12 protein-coding genes are annotated in these 18,698 nt (G+C 47.7%); 4 read left to right on the forward strand and 8 right to left on the reverse strand.

The genetic code is table 11. The features are described from left to right. Positions 1–197 precede the first annotated feature (197 nt). Entirely contained in the window at positions 198–2,765 is a 2,568-nt protein-coding gene (ccsA, locus tag G499_RS0115425) for a cytochrome c biogenesis protein CcsA (RefSeq protein ID WP_027000684.1), read from the forward strand. A 67-nt stretch (positions 2,766–2,832) separates the two neighbouring features. Here the strand turns inward: ccsA and G499_RS0115430 are convergent, their stop codons facing one another. Continuing rightward, positions 2,833–4,500, reverse strand: a complete 1,668-nt coding sequence (locus G499_RS0115430; protein WP_035727739.1) for a DUF4139 domain-containing protein — start codon at positions 4,498–4,500, stop codon at positions 2,833–2,835. A gap of 269 nt (positions 4,501–4,769) precedes the next feature. On the opposite strand from G499_RS0115430, the gene G499_RS0115435 reads away from it, so the two are divergent. Then, on the forward strand, positions 4,770–5,774 hold the full coding sequence (locus tag G499_RS0115435; RefSeq protein ID WP_027000686.1) for a hypothetical protein: 1,005 nt from the start codon (positions 4,770–4,772) through the stop codon (positions 5,772–5,774). Positions 5,775–5,810: 36 nt separating this feature from the next. Here the strand turns inward: G499_RS0115435 and G499_RS0115440 are convergent, their stop codons facing one another. From G499_RS0115440 to G499_RS0115475, 7 genes are all read right to left on the reverse strand, one after another. Beyond that, complete coding sequence (locus G499_RS0115440; RefSeq protein ID WP_027000687.1) at positions 5,811–6,500, reverse strand: LytR/AlgR family response regulator transcription factor; 690 nt, start codon at positions 6,498–6,500, stop codon at positions 5,811–5,813. A 383-nt stretch (positions 6,501–6,883) separates the two neighbouring features. After that, entirely contained in the window at positions 6,884–7,933 is a 1,050-nt protein-coding gene (locus G499_RS0115445) for a hypothetical protein (protein ID WP_027000688.1), read from the reverse strand. Positions 7,934–7,939: 6 nt separating this feature from the next. After that, positions 7,940–8,707 carry a DUF6498-containing protein gene (locus tag G499_RS0115450; protein ID WP_027000689.1) on the reverse strand — a complete coding sequence of 256 codons (768 nt, stop codon included), beginning with the start codon at positions 8,705–8,707 and terminating at the stop codon, positions 7,940–7,942. Positions 8,708–8,990: 283 nt separating this feature from the next. Beyond that, complete coding sequence (locus G499_RS0115455; RefSeq protein ID WP_027000690.1) at positions 8,991–9,242, reverse strand: hypothetical protein; 252 nt, start codon at positions 9,240–9,242, stop codon at positions 8,991–8,993. A 1,039-nt stretch (positions 9,243–10,281) separates the two neighbouring features. After that, positions 10,282–11,349 (reverse strand): alpha/beta hydrolase family protein, encoded by a 1,068-nt coding sequence (locus G499_RS20320; protein WP_081413835.1) that lies wholly within the window; start codon positions 11,347–11,349, stop codon positions 10,282–10,284. A gap of 156 nt (positions 11,350–11,505) precedes the next feature. After that, on the reverse strand, positions 11,506–13,218 hold the full coding sequence (locus tag G499_RS21295; RefSeq protein ID WP_027000692.1) for a PorP/SprF family type IX secretion system membrane protein: 1,713 nt from the start codon (positions 13,216–13,218) through the stop codon (positions 11,506–11,508). Between the two features lie 49 nt (positions 13,219–13,267). Continuing rightward, positions 13,268–15,838 carry a T9SS type B sorting domain-containing protein gene (locus G499_RS0115475; RefSeq protein ID WP_161627769.1) on the reverse strand — a complete coding sequence of 857 codons (2,571 nt, stop codon included), beginning with the start codon at positions 15,836–15,838 and terminating at the stop codon, positions 13,268–13,270. A 486-nt stretch (positions 15,839–16,324) separates the two neighbouring features. On the opposite strand from G499_RS0115475, the gene G499_RS20330 reads away from it, so the two are divergent. Together G499_RS20330 and G499_RS0115485 are read left to right on the forward strand one after the other, a co-directional pair. Next, entirely contained in the window at positions 16,325–17,515 is a 1,191-nt protein-coding gene (locus G499_RS20330) for a serine hydrolase domain-containing protein (protein ID WP_051296309.1), read from the forward strand. A gap of 262 nt (positions 17,516–17,777) precedes the next feature. Continuing rightward, positions 17,778–18,593 carry a hypothetical protein gene (locus G499_RS0115485; RefSeq protein ID WP_027000694.1) on the forward strand — a complete coding sequence of 272 codons (816 nt, stop codon included), beginning with the start codon at positions 17,778–17,780 and terminating at the stop codon, positions 18,591–18,593. Positions 18,594–18,698: the final 105 nt, after the last annotated feature.

The raw sequence follows: 18,698 nt of genomic DNA on the forward strand, positions 1-18,698 counted from the left end.
AAAATTGGTTTGGGAAATATGTGCGTTGAAAATCCTTGAGAATCAAGAAAATCAAATTCGGCAAGCCCTCAAGTCTTATGAATCTTGGCATAATTCTCCGGCCAAACTAACAATTGCCACATACGAAAGGTTAGCTTTTCGATGCCTAATTGCGTAACTTTGACGGCTCTATTGTAGCATTAAACTTGATTTCAGATATGCCAAATATATTCTTGGGAGATATGGGTCATCTCTTGGTGATTGTATCTTTTGTCAGTGCTTTGGTGGTTGCTTTTGCTTATTGGAAAGCAGCCCAAACCCAACTCCAACCTGCGCTCGAAGCCGAATCAACTGGCTGGAAGCGTTTTGCCCGCATCCATTTTGCCATCCATAGTATGGCCATTTTGGGCGTGATTGGAATATTGTTTTATCTCATCTACAATCACCATTACGAATACCACTACGTCTGGAGCCACTCTTCCAACCAACTGCCTATTTATTATATGATTTCCTGTTTTTGGGAAGGACAAGAGGGTAGTTTCTTACTCTGGATTTTTTGGCACTGTCTCTTGGGGGGTATTTTGATTTATACCAACCGCAAATGGGAGGCACCTGTGATGACAGTTTTTGCCGCCGTACAGGCTTTTCTGACTTCGATGATTTTGGGGGTAGTTATTGGTCAGCTCAAGATTGGTAGCGATCCTTTTATCTTAATGCGTGATGCGCTGCCTTCGCCTATTTTTCAGACCAACCCCAATTTTGTACCCGAGGACGGTACAGGGCTAAACCCCCTGCTACAGAACTACTGGATGGTCATCCACCCACCTACCTTGTTTTTGGGCTTTGCGATGACCTTAGTGCCTTTTGCCTATGCTTTTTCGGGTTTGTGGCTGCGCGATTTCAAGGCTTGGGTGCGTCCGGCTTTGCCCTGGGCCATTGTAGGTGCTGGTATTTTGGGCTTAGGCATTTTGATGGGGGGCTATTGGGCTTACGAAACCCTCAACTTTGGAGGTTATTGGAACTGGGACCCGGTCGAAAATGCCGTCTATGTGCCTTGGTTGATTATGGTGGCGGCTATCCACTCGATGATTGCCTACAAACAAAGCGGTAAGGCGCTTCTGACAGCCTTGGGGCTGAATTTGGCTACTTTCCTGCTCATTTTGTACTCCACCTTCCTGACCCGAAGTGGGGTGTTGGGCGATGCCTCTGTACACTCCTTCACAGATTTGGGGCTTTCGGGACAGCTCTTGCTTTACTTGTTGTTTTTTACTTTCCTGTCGGTGGTGATTTTGGCGCTCCGTTGGAAGGCCGTACAGGCAGCAATGCCAGCCGGCAAGTCCGAAGCCAAATATGGGCGTGAGTTTTGGATACAGCTAGGGATATTGGTGCTTTGTTTGGCTGGCCTTCAGGTATTGGCCGCTACCTCTATTCCGGTATACAATGTCATTTTTGACAACCTAGGGCTAAGCCTTAACCTAGCTCCGCCCGAAGATGCGGTAGGGTTTTATAACGCTTGGCAGCTATGGTTTGCTGTAGGGATAGCCCTGCTTTCGGGTACAGCGCAGTTCTTCTGGTGGAAGCGGGTTGAAGACAGCCAGACGCTACAGCGTACGTTGGTTCCTCCCTTGGTGATTACCTTGTTGGCAGCCAGCGTGGTATTGGCCTTTGGTATCTTACAAAATCTATCGTATATACTGCTCTTCACTGCGGGCTTGTATACCGTTACGGCCAATGTGTTTGTGTTGGTCAACCTCGCCCGCAAAAGTGGGCTGAAGCTTACGGGTGGGGCTGTAACCCACATCGGTGTGGGGCTGATGCTGATAGGAATTTTGTTCTCCTCGGGCTATTCCAAAATCATTTCGCTCAACCGTACCGGCAAGATTTATTCTGAGGAGTTTTCTACCGAAACCAATGCCGAAAATGTATTGCTTTGGATGAACCAGCCCATCCAGATGCAAGACTACCGCGTAACCTACAAGGGCGACTACATCGCGGCGCGCAATTTTCCACATTATATCCGAAAAACGGCTCTGATGCCTACCGATGACCCTTACTATGCGCTGGCACTTGAGGAGGTCTCATACAAAGGCAAGGTATATTTTACTCGTGGCGATACAGTACATCTTTTCCCTGAAAACACCTATTACGAAGTCGAATACCGCGATGCCAAAGGGCGTATCTTTACGCTGTTCCCTAGGGCGCAAGCCAACCCACAGATGGGCTTGTTGGCCTCTCCCGACATCTATCGCAAGTGGGGCAGCGACCTCTACACCCACGTGTCGTCTATCCCTGACCCTACGGTAGAGCGCAACTGGGGCGAAATGAAGGAACAACAGGTGCGTATAGGCGATACGCTGTTTTTGAATGACTATGTGGCCATCTTAGATAAAGTACACCCCATCCGTGAAGACCGGCTCATGCAGCTTACAGCCAATGATGCCGGGCTGGAGGCAGAAGTGCGGGTAATGGGCGAAAACCGTATCTATACTATGCGCCCTCGCTTTTATATCAAAGACGGGCAGCCTGCCACACAATCTGATATCTCTCAGGACTTGGGCATACGCCTGACGCTGCGCAACATCCAGCCTGCTGAAGACCCTAGCGCTACGGTGTTTACGCTAGGGGTAAACGAAACCCAAAAAGACTATATCATTATGAAAGCGATGGAAAAACCGCTGATCAACCTACTATGGTTGGGTACGCTGGTCGTAATGGCTGGATTTGGCATCGCTTCCGTACGTCGATATACCGAGTTTGTAAGTATGCGTAACAAGCAGATGGAGTAACTTTTGATGCTCCCAAAACGGAAACTGCCCTGTCAGGAGTTAATCTTGACAGGGCAGTGTTTTGTTATCAGTACTGTATTTGTTCGTTTTTGGGGTATTTGAGGCTATACTTCAGGGTAAGATTCTTGGTCTCGTTGGGTTGTAAGGTTACTTTCCAAGTAACCATTCCTGTTTTGGGGTTGTATTGCGCGCCTTCGGCCTCTATCAGCTCTACCGTGATTTGGTTGTTTTTAGATACCGGAATCTGCTCCTCTACCGTCAGGGTAATGGCTTGGCGCTTGGTATTGCGTAGGTTGATGGCAAAGCCCTGCTCTTCTTTGATATTGGCTCCTAGGGTTTTCTTGGTATAAAAATCTTGGATTTTATCGCGCTGGATGATGATACGCTTGTCGCGGCCTAGCGAGATGTCGAGTGTATCTTTTGTTTGCCCCGGGCTGAGGGTAGTCTCCCCCACAAACCGACCTTCAAAGTATACATTGGCTAAGCCGGGCATCAGGCTGTATTCTTCCCAGCCTGTAAGACGTGTCATCAAGAATGCGTCTTTGTCGAGGCGAGGAACAGTGCTATAGTGATACTCTGTGGGTAGGGTGTAGACCTGTACATCTACCATTTGGCCTTTGCTGTTGGAGCGGATGGTATAGGGCAGCGCAATATCAAACTCCGTAGAAAAGGTACTTTCAGCCACTGTGGTATATTGGGCTACGCTTTCGGCTTCCATAATGGGAGAGGCAAACATATCCTCGCTATTAGCAGCATACTCTTCGGAGGATCTCATCACTCCCGACTTTTTATTGACATCCATACTGCGGGCAGCCGCTGCACGGGTTTGGTATACTTGTTGGCGGTAGAAATCTACCCACCAGGGGCTGAGCGTAGGTTTTTGGCCACTCTGAGCGGGGTTGCCAGTAGATAGTGTGATTTTGACATTTTCCCAGTCTACCCCGGTATTTTGAAATACTTCGGCCTTATAGGTCAATTGGATAGGGCTGGAAGCATCGATGGCGCGCAGGTCATATACCGGTATCCATCCGGCATCGGCTACGATATAGTTGAGCTCAAATTGTGCTTGTACAGGGGCTTTGGCCGTAACCGTAACCATCACTTCGCTAGTGGGTTGGTTGAGCTGTTGTTTTTCCATCGTTACTTGCTTTTTGAGCTTGTCTACAGTGTTTTGTAGTTTTTGCGCCTGTTTGGTATAGTCGAGCTTTTTGTTTTGGATTTCGACCAAGCGGCTGCGGTAAAACTCCGCCATTTGTTGGAGTTTTTGGGCATTGACTTCCACGCCCTCGGTCGCTATTTTTTGGTTGGCCAAAATCATATCCTCTTCTTTTTGCAGGGTGTTTTGTTGGATTTGCACCCGCGCCAAGCGGTCTTCAAAATGCTCTAGGGAATCTTCTAGCGCTTTGAGGCGGCTAGAGTGGCGGTATTCTTTGAGGAAGTTGATGCGCGGCTTAACGGCCATAATCGTGATATTGCCTTGGGCTGCTACCTGGATGCTGTTTTTGTCTATCTTAGTCGATAATTCTTCAAAAATCAAGACTGTTGTACCGGCGCTTAGATTGATAGTAGCCTTGTTCGTTACTTGCGCAAAATTGAGGAATACGGTCACTTCCTTCACCTCTGAGCGCACATTGCGCTCATTGTCGATATAGGGAGGTGTAGGTGTTGCCCAAGCAAATGGCGCTAACAACAGGGCAATCAGTATGGAGGCGAGTGTTTGGGTAAGTGCTTTCATAATTTTTCTATTGATGCAAAAGGGAACAAATCAGACAAATGCAGACATTGGTGCTAGCTTTGGTTGCTGCGTTTGTATGGGTTACCCTTCGGGCTAGAGAAACGTTACAACGCAGGGTTGTTTTTTTTGATTTTTAGCAAAATATCTTCTCTCATACCCTGTGGATACACATTTCTACTGCCCCAGCTCGTTAATTAATCAGTATAACCGACCGGCCTATGCTTTTTTTTGCCTATCTTGCTATGCCTCTTCAAAACACGAATGTTTTTATGTTTACCTACATCTCTCGTCTGTTTTGTTATTTTTTTGCGCTCAGCTTATTGTCGGCTGGGTTTTGGGCTTGTAGCAGCAAGCCATCAGAAGACAAACCTCCCGAAGACAGCCTCAATATTGTAACCGACAATAGCCCTGAGGCGCTGTTTAGGCGCAATTTTCTCCAACGTTTTCGCAAAGAGCCTCTCCCCTACACCCTAGACAATGATTATTTTCTGAAGGATACCTTGGCCGTATCGGATGTGGTAGATTATATCTTGGCTCCATCTGCCAAAAAACAGCTGTTTTTGGCTTGGGCAGATAGCTTACAACAGCAGAAAACTTTGGCCGCCCTAGAGGCGCGTTATCCTTCAAGAGGTACACCACAGGTGCTTAACTTGGGATATGAGGCTAGGGTGGAATTGGTTTCGGAGCTGAAGACCGTCGTGGTGAAGTGTGTGCCCACGGGTGGCGGACGTTATATGTATACGTATTTGCTCACCTACCGCCCCAATGGACAACTGATAGATGCCCTACACATAGGTGGGCGCTCGGAGCAATCGGGCTATGCCATTACTTGGCAAACCCGCATCGAAGCAGCCGACAAAATAAGCGTCCATCGCCTCGAACGCACACAAAAGCCTTTGGGCGAAGGAGTTTATGAAAAACACACTTGGCAGACCTTTGGGCTGAATCCGGACGGGCGTTTTGTGCTTACGGGCGAAACATTCAGCTCGCCCATAGGCCGCTATCAAAACCCAGCAGGTACAGAACGCATTGATATAGAGGGCTTTGGTGGTGTAGATTTGCAAATTGTATATCAACCCACTCCACAAAAGCGCGTGGTGTGGGAGGTGGCTGAGGCCGATGCCAAAGAAGCGCGCCTAGTAGCCAATGATGCCGAAAGTAGTGCCCAGATTGTGCTACAATTTGATACCAACAAGCAACAGTTTACCTTAGAACGTGCTACGGGGCAAAAGCAGACTTTTGTACGTCTGCCCGATAAGGAAAAATGGTTCTAACCCCCCATTAATTGATTGCCCCTGCTCCGCCCTAAGTTAGAGCACATCCAAGTTGTTCATAAAATCTGTTTTGTAAGAGCGCCCTATGGGTACCCGCTTGTTGTGCATCATCACATACCAATCCTGAATAGCTGTAATGTGGGAAGTATTGATGATATAAGAACGATGTACGCGGTGAAACTTATTGGTGCGTGAGAGTTTCTGAAGTACGCCTTTCATTGTAGAGTGTACAATGAATTTTTTGTCTTCGGTATGGATGATGACGTAGTCAGAGAGGGCTTCTATGTAAAATATTTCTTCGTAATTTAACTTAACTATTTTTCCATCTGATTTTACAAACAAGTATGGATGTTCATCATTCCTGCGGCTTTCGAGAATTTCTTTGGCCCGGGCAGTGGCTTTCAAGAAGCGCGGGTATTTGATAGGCTTGACGAGATAGTCTACCACATTGTGTTCAAAAGCCTCTACGGCATAATCCATCTGAGAGGTAGTAAGAATGACGGCAGTATGGCTGGTATCGAGGAGTTTGAGCAAATCCATTCCTGACATTTCGGGCAGCTCCACATCCAAGAATACAATATCGATTTCGGGGTCTGCTTGAATGATGTTGGCAGCCTCTTCTGCCGAATTGCATTCGTGTTTGAGGGTAAGATAGTTAGTTTTTTCGATATAATGACGAATCATTGTCATAGACATTTCTTCATCTTCTACAATCAGACAATTCATAAATTTTCAAAAGATTTAATGCTCAACGGTGTGTGTGGGCAATAATACGCCTTTTTGGAGTAAGAAACAATGTGTGTCGGCTGGCACAAACCCAATATCATAAAAATAAAGTATTCTATCGACATAATAAGTACATTCAGCGAAAAACTTCAGCGAAAAACCAAAAATCAGGATGCCTATGTCTGAGACAAAAGGCTTTTGTATTGCCAATATCTAAGTCAGCCTTACAACAGTACGTGCCAAGCACACAAAGGGTCTATACGTTGCGTATATTTCCATTGTTTGATACAACCGGTGGAGCATCATTTGCAAGGTGTGGGCTGTTTTTGGTGTTATTTACTCACTGATTTTCAGCTGGTTTGCTTAGCTTGGCTGAAAGCCCATTACAAGCCCCCTTTCCAAAGCCAGGCGTATGCCAAAGGAATTAGGAATGCGAGACACAGCCCTAAATATGCGCCCCACTCCCATATTCTTGGCTTGGGGCTTAGTGGTAATTTTGTTTGTAAATGCATCGGCAGCCACGCATAAATAGCCAATAAAGCATATCCTAAGCCAGCTCCAAAATAGCCTAGCCATAAGAGGTATCCGATACCATTGTATTTAAACCAAAAAATATCGAACAAACAGTGATGTGTCAAGATGCCATAGATATACTTTACATAATGCTGCTTTAAGACCCAAAGGGCCAGCGCCAGCCATAGCCAAGTTACCAATGTCTGAGCCAACAACACCCAAGGGCGTGCGCTCCTTCCAAGATAGCCCAAGGCTATATGTCCGATACTGAGGAGTAGAAACCCGGTGTAAAACAATTGTAACCCACGCTCTATCAAGCTATTATGTGCTACATCTCCCATATTGCCTACGCCCTTGCTGGCACTGAAATCAACACTGCAGCAGGTCGTGATGACATCAGGGGTGATACCATAAAAATAATTGACACTCAGTACTATATCTGCCCAAACCCACAACATCACAGGCAACAACACCCAGTATTTATATGGAGTAAGCGGATAATACGGATGTTGGTTGTCCAGTTTTTGTAAAAATAAAAATACCACATACCAAAACAAACCTCCTATTTTTACATACAATGCCGGATAGCCATATACATTGGCCTGCAAGGCTCCTGTAGCACACATAGCTCCCTTGATGACTTGAGGCAGGTAATGATTTGTGGTGTACAAAAATATAAGGAGCGCCACCAACTGAAATACCATCACCCAAGCCACGACTGTTCCAATCAAGTAGTTTTGTTGCTCTAGACGCAGTTGGCGCTCATCGTTGGCCTTCCAACTCCAGAAGCGCAAGGCTTGAGCCGCATACACCCCGGCGTACCCCAATAAGATACCGCCACAAACCTGTGCTAATAATTGGGCAAAGATGTAGGTGTCTGAGAGCATAGACATAATTTGAAACTGAAGCAATAAACACATCAGGACTTATTCTTGTTCGCCCAACTTGGCCGAAAGCCGCGCAGTATACATCCGCACCTTGTCTCGGCGACGCTCAGCCTTGCTGTAGGCGCGAGCTTGTTTGAAAAGCCGCAGGATGTCGTAATAGATTTTCAATAAAACAAAAGCAACGGTAAGTCTCAGGCTGACAGTCTGTAAGAGGGTGCTCGTTTCGACCACCAACGAAAGCCACAAGGCAATAGACATCAGCAAGGTTGCAAACATCGGGAAGGCCAAGCGCTTGATAAAGCCCCATACCCCTGCAAAGGCTGCACTATGATAAGAACTGAAAAACTCAAACAGATGATTGGCCAAGAGCATCAATAAGGCCAGCCCCAACCAAGGCATATGCCAAAGCTTGCGCTGAAAAAGAATCCAAAAGTTCTGAAAAAAGCGCTGACCCGTCTGCCAGAGCGTCTCCTCCCCTACTATTGCCGCCGGATTAAGGCGTTCTACATATATCTGCCCCACAAACACAAAAAGCAAATAGGCCTGTAAGAACATAAACACCCAAAAGATGGCGGCTACATAGGTGGTCTTGAAAAGCCTAGAGCCTATCCGCCCCCCATTGCGGGCTGAATACCCTAGCTGCAAAAGCCAAAAGAAGATGATACTGTCTACCCACCACACAAACATCACCACAAAGCTCGTCCAACCCCAAAAATACAAGCCTATCAAAGGTAGGCTGTCAGTGATGAGTGTGGTCAAGATGATGAGTATCAGTTCTAGTGTTTGGCGGCGGTGAATGGTCGGCATAGGGCAGTTTTAGCACGGCAAGATACAAAAATCATCTGATTTTGGGAAAAAACGGCTACACACTACGTACCTTGGTGCTTCTGTACTATGTCCAATTAACATTGGTTTGCGAAATATCTGTACACCACTGGGTATTTTCGATTTTCACCACCAAGGAGAGATACAGATGCGTCTGTGGCTATACCAGCTTTGAGGGACTGTGTATTTGGTTGCCACGAATGCGCGAGTGAACGACACAAACATTCGTACATCCGTGGCTATGATAGTTTGTCAACAATGGGGGTTATTTCCGAATAAAGATAAACTGTCCGCCTTCGTCGCCTACATTGTTGATACGGCCCATCTGCGGGTTGTGCAGGGATATTCTACCGTGGAGAGGTTCTGTACATAGTTTTCGATTGCTAAAGGTGATGAGCATTCGCTCGCCGGGGAGGTCTAGCTGTACTTCGTCAATGGTCGCTCGAATGCTTTGCGCCGGCAATACAGACACCCAAAGACTTACTTCCTTTAGGCTTATAAATCCGTATATTTGCATATGGGCTACCAACGAAAAAAATTTGATAACAGAGGTTTTGACCAATCAGAATACCAGCGATACTTTCGTCGTCATCAGGCCGAGTATATACGTAAAAAATTATGTGTGCTGAAGCGCTATCAATTGGGCAAGGCGTTTTCAGAAATGACTGTCTGTTTTGGGGTTTAAGAGCAGAGTGTCCGCAAATACATCAACACCTACTATGAGTTGGGTTTGAGGTGCTCTGCAAAGCCGCTGTTCGGACTCAGCCAAGTCTGCTGAGCGAGTCAGAATGTGTCGCTTTCAAAAAGGTAAACTCGGAGCAGGTGGCACACTATTTCGCAGAAGTCGCCAAACTTTATGAACAAGAAGACCATAAGCAATCAGACATATTTTTGGATAGGAATTCCACTCATAAAACCAAAATGAGGCATTTATTTCAAGCATTCAGTGCTGATTTGAAGATTAAAAACGCATTTCCATTTTATAGCCGCTTATTCACCCAAGTTGAATATGTTGGAATATGCCATTCATTTGGTCGGGCAAAAAGTTTTACATCACGCGAATTGTAAAACCGGATTAGCCGAGTTTGAAGAACGTATCAAAGCACTTTGCAAGTAACCTGATTTCCCGGCTAAAAAAATATTATCAATATTTTAGCTTACATAGAAAGCCTAGCACTCAAAATATGAGTGTATCGCCCGAAAGGGAGTAACATAGGAATAAGTGTTTCTTAGAATAGTGCAATTAAAAAATAACACTTATTTGTTAATTCTCAAATTTACCCCTTTTCTTGCTCATAGAAAACTTATTATCAAGCAGTTATAAAAACATTCGCGTTAAGTTAGGGTCTAAACCACTCCCACTCAAAAAAGCCCTTGCCAACACCCGTATTTACGTCTGATGGTACGTAAGGGTGTGCGTTACATATTCAAACATAACAAAAAAATATTTTTTTCTAAAATATTACACTTTATTTACTCCGAAGTCAATGATACAATGATATAAGCACATCCCCCACAGCCAAGGATGTGGGGGATGTAGACTGCATTTTTAAACCCTAGTTAGTTACGTGAAATTTCACCATCCGCAGCTGCTGATAGCCTGTCAAGTCCTTGCAATTAAAGTGCCCATAAGGAATGGTCGTAAAACGCACCTCGCCATTCTGTCCGGGTATTTGGCAGGTCAGGTTACCCCAAACCACGCCGCCATAGCCCACCAGCTGGTCTTGGGTACTCCAGATAGTGTACACATAATCCCCCTCACGCCCAGAAGCGCTATTGAGCTGCGACAAGTACTGTGACAATCCGACTCCACCAAGGGCGTACCCTGGATAAAAGCCATTGGTAGCGCCACAGGTAGGCAACAGGGGCGTGTTGTAGCAGTTGGCAAGCCCTCGATTCCCTCCCGCAATCCCCACAAAGGTATCGATATAGGTCAGGCGTGCGCCAAGGTTATAACTCCCCCCTGCGGCGGCATCGTTGCCCGAGCCTCCTTTGATGGCCTTGCGGGCTAACGTAACCCCCATCGAGTGTGCCACTACATCGACTTTAGCAGCTCCCGTGTAGGCCTTGACTGCCTCGATAAAAGCCCTGATACGCATCAAATATGCCAAAGAATGGTACTGATTGCTGCTTTGCGAGGCACTAGCCGGTCCCCAGGTGATGGCATACAGCTCAGCCCGCTTGTAGCCCTGCGAGAGGAAATACTCTATGGGGGCTGTCCATCCAGTTTGCCCGGCCTCGTTACCAAGCGCCTTGTCGGAGTTGCCATGAATAAAAATCACAGGCTGGTTACCCAAAGGCTCTCCGGCATAATTGCGCCCCCCATAGCTCCCGCCCGACAGACCGTAACGTGCAAAATCAAAGCCACCGTAACCGTTGGCTTGCAACCAATTGTTGAAATCCGCCGAGAGGCCGCTCTGTAACGTACCGATGTGCTCGCCATCACTCGCCCCTCTGGCTTGTTGATAGGCCTTGAATTCGAGCGCTGCCGTAAGCAACTGCTCGGGAACATCACCCTGTAAATCTTTTACGGGGTCTTCCAAGACTTCGCGTACTTGGGTTGGCTGACAGGCCCAAAATAAGACCAATAGCAGCACTAACCTTGGTTTTAGCTTTGCGTTCATCCGCTTCAATAGATTTGTTTTAGCAAAATATTTTGAATATTGACGCGAATATAAAATATAATTTTGTTATCACAAAGTTGTGAAAAAATTGCACTAAACCAGAAAAGGCTGCCCTTTTCGGACAGCCTCTTTTTAACGTGAGATTGAAAGACGGGATTAGCGTTTGGAGGAATCTACCCTTACCTCCACCCTGCGGTTGGCAGCTTGACCGGCGGCAGTGTTGTTGTCGCCTATAGGTCGGGTTTGGCCATAGCCTACCGTGCGTAAGCGCTCAGGGGCGATGCCTTGCTGTACGAGGTAGTCTTTCACAAACTGCGCCCGGGCTTCGGAGAGTGTTTGGTTGCGGTCGGGGTTGCCTACGGCATCGGCGTGCCCTTCGATGACAAAGTTTTGCTCAGGATAACGTTTCATCACCGCTGCGATGCTGTCCAGTTCTTTTTGTAAGGCAGGCCGCAGCGTAGGCTGACCGGTTTCAAAGCGCAGTCGACTCATATACGGAGCCAGCTCCTGTTCTGCTGTTTTGGGCTTGGTCTGGTCGGCAGGTTGCTTGGTATTATCCCCTACTTGTTCTGCTGCTTCCCCTTCGGGGCAGCCGTTGTTTTCGGGCGTGCCGGGTTCATCGGGACAGGCATCATCGATATTGGGTACGCCATCGCCATCGTTGTCCTTGGCTTCGCGGCTGATTTCGCGGCGGCTTACTTCCTTCCCGCGTCGGTAGGTTACCTCATAGCTGTAGCGGTAGTTGGCATCTTCGCTGGTTACGGTCTCCGTCGTGATGACAGATCGGCGGGCAGTGGTATCGCGGGCTACTTCTTTCTTGCCCTTGTAGCGGCTCGTGATTTCATAATCATAGGCATCATCTTGCGCCTCTGTTACCTCTGTACGGTATTTGTCCTTTGGCTCGGCTTCTGTCAGGTTGCGTCCCATATTCAGTCGATAGCCTACCACCAGCTCCGGAATTCCCCCTTTGGCTTGGTCAGCAGTGGGCAGGTTGTAGCTTAGGCCTAATACCAAGTTTTTGTAGAGATACTCTGCCGAGATGACCAAGGCGCGGTTTGACCACCAAGTACCGATGCCGAGGTGGCTTTCGGGGCTGATATGGTAGCGGCTCAACATTCCGATATTAAGCAGATTAGAGTTTTGCACGTTAATCCAGCGAGCATTGGGCTGTAGGGTAATCGACTCCCCAATAGCAGCTGCCTGAAAGCCCCCTGATACTACCAAGGCCAAGGGCATACGCACCCGCTGACCTATTTCTTGGAAGTTTTGTACAGGTTGATTGAGGTGGTATCCGGCTACGCTAAAGTAGTTTTTGAGAATACCATTTATGCCGGGTTGGTACCACAGCGCCCCCCCGCTCAACGAAAATACTCCACGCGACTGCATATCGGCCAACAGCGGATCACCTGCATCGCGGCTGCTTAGGTTGGAGGCATTGATGGCCTGATTGAAATACCCTCCTTGCAAACCAAAACTAATCCATTGGTTATCGGCTACTTGGAGGTTGTGGGCATAGGTCAGGTTAAGCCCTGTATTTTGCAGCACCCCTGTAGTGCCTGACACCTCGGCCTGTTCTTGCATCAGCCCCAAACCAAGGCCACCAAAACGTTTGCCCGTGCTTTTGTTAATCAAGGGCATCACCACTGAGAGCATCGGGTTGGTATAAGAAAAACCATTGCCAAACAACTCCCGACGGTAGTGAAAATTGACCTTGAAGTAGTTGTCAGAAGCTACTAAGGCCGGGTTGACCAAAAGCGGGCTGTGGTGAAACTGCGCATACTGCTGGTATTGGCCATAGGCCGAACCAAGCCCTAGGCTTGTTAAAGCCAACAATAGCAAAAATGTATGTCTAATTGAAAATGAGTGCATAAATATTGTTTTTGAAGTTTTTCATTGAACCGAATACAAGCTGCCGTTCTTATCGAGCCAACAAGACAAAGCCTCGCTCGCGGGCGGTGCTGCCATTGGCTCGGGTGTACTCCACAAACCAGATGTAGCGCCCACCGGGGGCTGGTTTGCCATTGATTGTGCCATCCCAGCCATTGTTGCGGGCTTCGTTAACATTGTTGGTTTCATACACCACATTGTTGTTGAGATCAAGGATGCGGTAGCTTAGGCGGCTCGGGTCAAACTGAAAAATAACATTGTAGTTATCATTGCGTCCATCGCCATTAGGCGTAAAGACATCGGTCATTCGCAAGCGATCGTCTAACGATACTTGAAAGCTTCGGGTGGCCTCTGCGGGGTTGTACTGCTCGTTGCCTGCTTGGCGTGCCACGATAGTTGCTGTTCCCGAACCAACAATGGTAACGGTATTGCCTGATACAGTTACAATATCAGGAGTGCTGCTGCTGAAAGTTATCGGCAGGCCGGAGCTGGCCGTGGCCGTGATGGTAAAAGGCTCATCGGTGATAAATTTATCCGGGATAGCCTCAAAAGTGACGGTTTGGTCGCATCGGGTGATGGTCAGGGTTTGGGCGACATTGTCCGCAGGGGCAAATTGTGCATTGCCCGCTTGGCTGGCCGTGATGGTCGTAGTACCAATGCCTACAATGGTGATGGTATTGCCCGATACCGTAGCGACAGCGGTGTTGGAGCTGGCATAGCTTACTGCTAACCCTGAGCTGGCGGTGGCATTGAGGGTAAACGGCGCATCCAATACACAACGGTTGGCCAAGGCGTTGAAGGTGATGGTTTGGGTTGCCGGGGTTACGGTCAACACTTGGTCTACGGCAGTGGCCGGATTGAAATGGTCGTTACCGGCTTGGCTGGCCGTGATGGTCGTAGTACCTTGTCCTACAATGGTAACGGTATTACCTGATACCGTAGCGACAGCGGCATTGGAACTGCTGAAGGTAATCGGCAAGCACGAAGTGCTGCTGGCAGTAAGCGTAAAGGCAGGCGCACTGGCCGGCTTGGTGGCATCGGCTCCAAGGCCGAATGTAATGGTCTGATTGAGGCGTACTAGGCTATGTTGGAGCACAAAGCCATCTGCGTTGCCCGCAGAGGTAAGGTTGCGTTCACAACTGTTTTTGCCAAAGTTGGCCGTATTGTTAAACGCCCCTGCGAAGTAGATCTTATTGCCTCGGAGCATCATCGTTCTGGCGGCAGGGCTGGCACCAATGCTGGTAGCAATGTTGTTGTCGGTATTGCGGTTGCCCGTACCTCCCTGTGCTACAGTTTGGGCATTTAGCAAACTACCTGCGGCATTGTATTTGGCATAGAAGAGATCTTGTCCGCTGGTGCGGGTTACCGTTTGGGTATTAGGCGCACCTACTGCCGAGCTGAAGTTGAGGGTGGTGCTGAGGGTAGAGCCATATACGTGGATATCATCCAAAGGATCAAAGGCCAAGGCGGCAATCTTGTCAATGCTGTTGCCGGTTGTAAAGGCCACCCATTCATACGCTCCTGTAATGGTATATTTGGCCAAAAACATCCCTGCAAAGTCGCCGCTGATGCGTGTTTCAGTACCGGCGCCAAGGTCAAAGTCGGCTTCGCCAAATAGATGGCCGGCCACATATGTATTGCCTGCCGCATCGCCTAGGATAGCTGTACCAAAGGTGCCGCTGTTAGGGTTGGCAGTAGTAGCCGGAATAGCAAAAGCTTTGTCATTATCTACCAATATCCCGTCAGCAGGATTGTAACGGGCAAAGAAAGCCGCTGAGCGGTCGTTGTTGGTAGAGGCAAGGTTACGCTCATTACCTATCCCGCCCAAGGGGTTGAAGTTGACTGCAGCTCCCTTAAACTCTCCGGTAAGGAAGACACTCGTTCCTCTGAAGTACACGTCTAGTCCTTGGCTGTTGTTATTGATATCACTACCAGCCCCGCCTGTGTTGAAGCTCCAACGGTGTGCTCCGTCAGCAGCGGCATAGCTAGCCAAGAACAAATCGCTGCGACCTACGGTGTTGACAGGCGTTCCATTACCATAGTCGATGTTGGTGCCCTGTATCTGCCCAGTAACAAGCACATTGTCGCTGGCATCGAGCGCTAAGGCTAAGGCTTTAGAAGTAGAAGGAATGAAGAAAACAAAAGGAGGCGCGCCTGCTTGTACCGTACCCCCGCCACCAAAACTGCGTACCCAGGTAAGTGCTCCGGCAGTGGTGTATTTGGCCACGAAGGCATTGCTGCCGTCGGGGTTGTTCGAGGAGCGGTTGGTGGTGCCTGCTCCGGGGTCAAAGTCGACTGTACCGCTAAAAGAGCCTCCTATGTGTACTTCTCCGGCGCTATTGACGACCAAGCTGTAGACAAAGTCGTTGCCCTCGCCACCTATGTTGAAAGCCCAGAGGTAATTGCCGCTTGCATCGTACTTAGCCACAAAACCATCGACCCCGCCATTAGAGGTGAGGTTGTTGGTTACATTGGGGTTGGGATTGAAGTCTACCGTGCCGTTGAATTCTCCGGCAACATACACATTGCCCGCTCCATCGGCGGCTACTGCATATACACGGTCTGCGCCATTGCTACCCAAGCGTAATGCCCATTCGTTCACAAAAGCATTTTGTGCAAAAATTTGCCCTGATAAGGCACAAAAAAACAAAAGCCAAAAGCTTTTGCTTAAAAGGCTAAGCCAAGGAGCCCTACCTGTGAGGTAAAACATTTGTTGCATATTTTAGGTTTTAATGTGAATAAATTGTAAAATTATTAGTAATACCAAGCTAAGTGGTTATTGTTTTACAGTGTTCCTGATATACGCTTCGTTCGGCCATAAAGTTAGTAACTTTTAACGAACCACCCTCTTGGCTTTATCAACTGCCGTCTTTTTTTACGAATGTACGAAAAGCCCTCTCTAACCTAGGTTTTCTGTACCAAAAGTAAAACCTACCTATCATTTATACCAAGGCTCACAGGATTTGATTTTCTTGATAATCAAGAATTTTCAGCAGATACATTTCCCAAACCAATTTTGATTGGGTATAATAAAAGTTTAGCTTTGGCCTTTATTTAAGAAATATCACAAACTAACTTCTAAGCGTATATGAAATTTTTTCGCTACTTGAGCCTTTCTCTTCTCATTCTGTGCCTCGGAGTTACTGGCATTGTTTTTTTTGTACCGGGTCAGGAGTATATCCGCTATGCGCTTTATCATCGTCAAGCACAGATAGACAACGCCCATATCTTTGCCAACCGCCAAGTACCCACCGCTACACCGCAGGTCTGGCCACGCGACAGCCGCTATGGACAGGTGAAGCTCTCCCCCACCGCATTAGACAGCCTAGGCAAATACCGCACAACGGCTTTTGTGTTGTTACAAGATGGTCATTTACTCCTAGAACACTATGCCGACACGGGCAGCGATACCACCCGTAGCAACTCATTTTCGATGGCCAAAAGCGTAGTCGCACTCTTAGTGGGGGTGGCTTTGCACGAAGGTAAAATCCAGTCCCTCGACCAAGCCATTGGCGACTACCTCCCTCGCTTTGCAGAAGCTCCTTATGACAAAATTACCATCCGCCACCTGCTTACGATGAGCAGCGGTTTGGAGTGGGATGAGACCTATAGCTCCCTTTTCTCGATTACGACCAAGGCCTACTATGGGCATAATTTGCCCAGCTTACTAGACCATATCCCTGTCAAAGAAGCTCCGGGCAAGGTCAATCGCTACCAAGGTGTGTGTACCTTGCTGCTGGCCGAAATTGTTAGCCAAGCCACCCAAACCGAACTATCCACCTATGCCGCCGAAAAACTATGGAAGCCACTGGGGGCAGAACATCCGGCGTTGTGGTCGCTAGACCGCAAAGGGGGAACGGAAAAATCGTTTTGCTGCTTCAACGCCACCGCCCGCGATTTTGCCCGCTTGGGTCAGTTGGTGCTCAACTACGGGCGTTGGGAGGGCAAGTCCCTGCTCGACTCGGCCTATATCGCTGAGGCTACCCGACCCGCTACCCACTTGGTAGACGATGAGCAGGGGCAACCAGTACATTTCTACGGGTTTCAGTTCTGGATTATCAAACACCAAGGCCAAGAGATTCCATATATGCGGGGTATCTTGGGGCAATATGTGTTTGTCTTGCGCGAGCAGAATGCGGTACTTGTACGCCTAGGCCACGACCGCGCCAAACAAAAACGTGATTTTACCCCAATCGATGTCTTTGCTTATCTTGATATCGGATTCGAATTGCTCAAAAACCATCCCCGTGTTTTGGCAGATTCCATATCCAATCCATAGTTTTAGAGCTTGTCTAAATTTTCAGCGCGGCGCTCAAAACAGCTGGCTTTTGGGCTGATACTAGACAAAAAACACAGGCCTTGTGTTTAGTCCACGATTTTAATCGTGGGAGGGCTACGGCGAGCATTTTTAACGAAGTAGCAGCCAAAAAGCAGTTTTTGGTGTCGATGAAGAGGATTTTAGACAAGCTCTTATGTTCGGGGCATCCCTTATGGGCTACCCAATACCTTACATCACATTGTAACCATACCCCATTATCAGGATGTTAAAACGTTTGTTGATTTTTTTCTTGGTCATTGTGCCTGCCTTTCTGAGTTTGGTTTTTTACCTCATCTCCGGACGTGTATGGGATTTACCTCAAGAAAATATCCTGACCGCTCAGTGGAAACACTATCAAGCCGCCCCTCAGTCAGACAGCAGCCTGCAACTAGCCGAGGCTGCTCTGGTGTTGCTCAATGAAGGACTGACAGACGAAAAAGAGGCCTTGCTTGTAGCGTATTTTCAGACCATAGCCGCTCAGCAAAAAATGGGGGCTGTTGTCCGTTATTTATGTGCTAAAAAATTTGGCAACCACAATGGTTTAGAGTTACTCATCTTGCGATTTGATGAGGATTTCGTACAACAGGGTGTATCGGTGGCTTTTTTGTGGAAGGCCACCATCGCCACATTGACCGGCCTGATTCCCCACCCCAACCAAAAAGCTGCCGAAATACGGCAAAAACCTAACAAGGTCTTTTTGAATGATTTGCTGGCCGCTATCTGTTGCGATGCCAGTCTCAGTCCCGTACAATTTGAGACCATTTTGCAATACAATGTCTATGCCTGGGCCAGACACCAACACAAGGATAGTAGTTACTATCGTTTTAATCAAAAACTAGATGCCAGCAACAACTGCATTACCGAAAGCACACTCATTGGTATACTGCCCGACTTGCTGGCCAAAGGCGCGCAAGTAAACCCCAAGATTTGGCCTATTATTGACCAATACCTTGCCGCACCTAAATGTAAGTATAAAGGCAAGATTGTCGAATATAGTCGATACAGGGATGAAATAGCAGCATATCAGCAAAAATCCTAACCACGAGTGGCTACTTCGCAAATACACTCTGTAGCAAAAACATCCCAATCATAAAGCCAAGGGTAAACAAAACAAAGGTCATCTTGAGTATTGTTTAAGTTAAGT

The sequence above is a fragment of the Eisenibacter elegans DSM 3317 genome (assembly GCF_000430505.1).
Taxonomy (GTDB): domain Bacteria; phylum Bacteroidota; class Bacteroidia; order Cytophagales; family Microscillaceae; genus Eisenibacter; species Eisenibacter elegans.

Excerpts from the sequence above, each read along its gene's own strand:
- ccsA (WP_027000684.1), top strand. The coding sequence starts at position 198 with ATGCCAAATATATTCTTGGGAGATATGGGTCATCTCTTGGTGATTGTA.
- G499_RS0115430 (WP_035727739.1), bottom strand. The coding sequence starts at position 4,500 with ATGAAAGCACTTACCCAAACACTCGCCTCCATACTGATTGCCCTGTTG.
- G499_RS0115435 (WP_027000686.1), top strand. The coding sequence starts at position 4,770 with ATGTTTACCTACATCTCTCGTCTGTTTTGTTATTTTTTTGCGCTCAGC.
- G499_RS0115440 (WP_027000687.1), bottom strand. The coding sequence starts at position 6,500 with ATGAATTGTCTGATTGTAGAAGATGAAGAAATGTCTATGACAATGATT.
- G499_RS0115445 (WP_027000688.1), bottom strand. The coding sequence starts at position 7,933 with ATGTGTTTATTGCTTCAGTTTCAAATTATGTCTATGCTCTCAGACACC.
- G499_RS0115450 (WP_027000689.1), bottom strand. The coding sequence starts at position 8,707 with ATGCCGACCATTCACCGCCGCCAAACACTAGAACTGATACTCATCATC.
- G499_RS0115455 (WP_027000690.1), bottom strand. The coding sequence starts at position 9,242 with ATGCAAATATACGGATTTATAAGCCTAAAGGAAGTAAGTCTTTGGGTG.
- G499_RS20320 (WP_081413835.1), bottom strand. The coding sequence starts at position 11,349 with ATGAACGCAAAGCTAAAACCAAGGTTAGTGCTGCTATTGGTCTTATTT.
- G499_RS21295 (WP_027000692.1), bottom strand. The coding sequence starts at position 13,218 with ATGCACTCATTTTCAATTAGACATACATTTTTGCTATTGTTGGCTTTA.
- G499_RS20330 (WP_051296309.1), top strand. The coding sequence starts at position 16,325 with ATGAAATTTTTTCGCTACTTGAGCCTTTCTCTTCTCATTCTGTGCCTC.
- G499_RS0115485 (WP_027000694.1), top strand. The coding sequence starts at position 17,778 with ATGTTAAAACGTTTGTTGATTTTTTTCTTGGTCATTGTGCCTGCCTTT.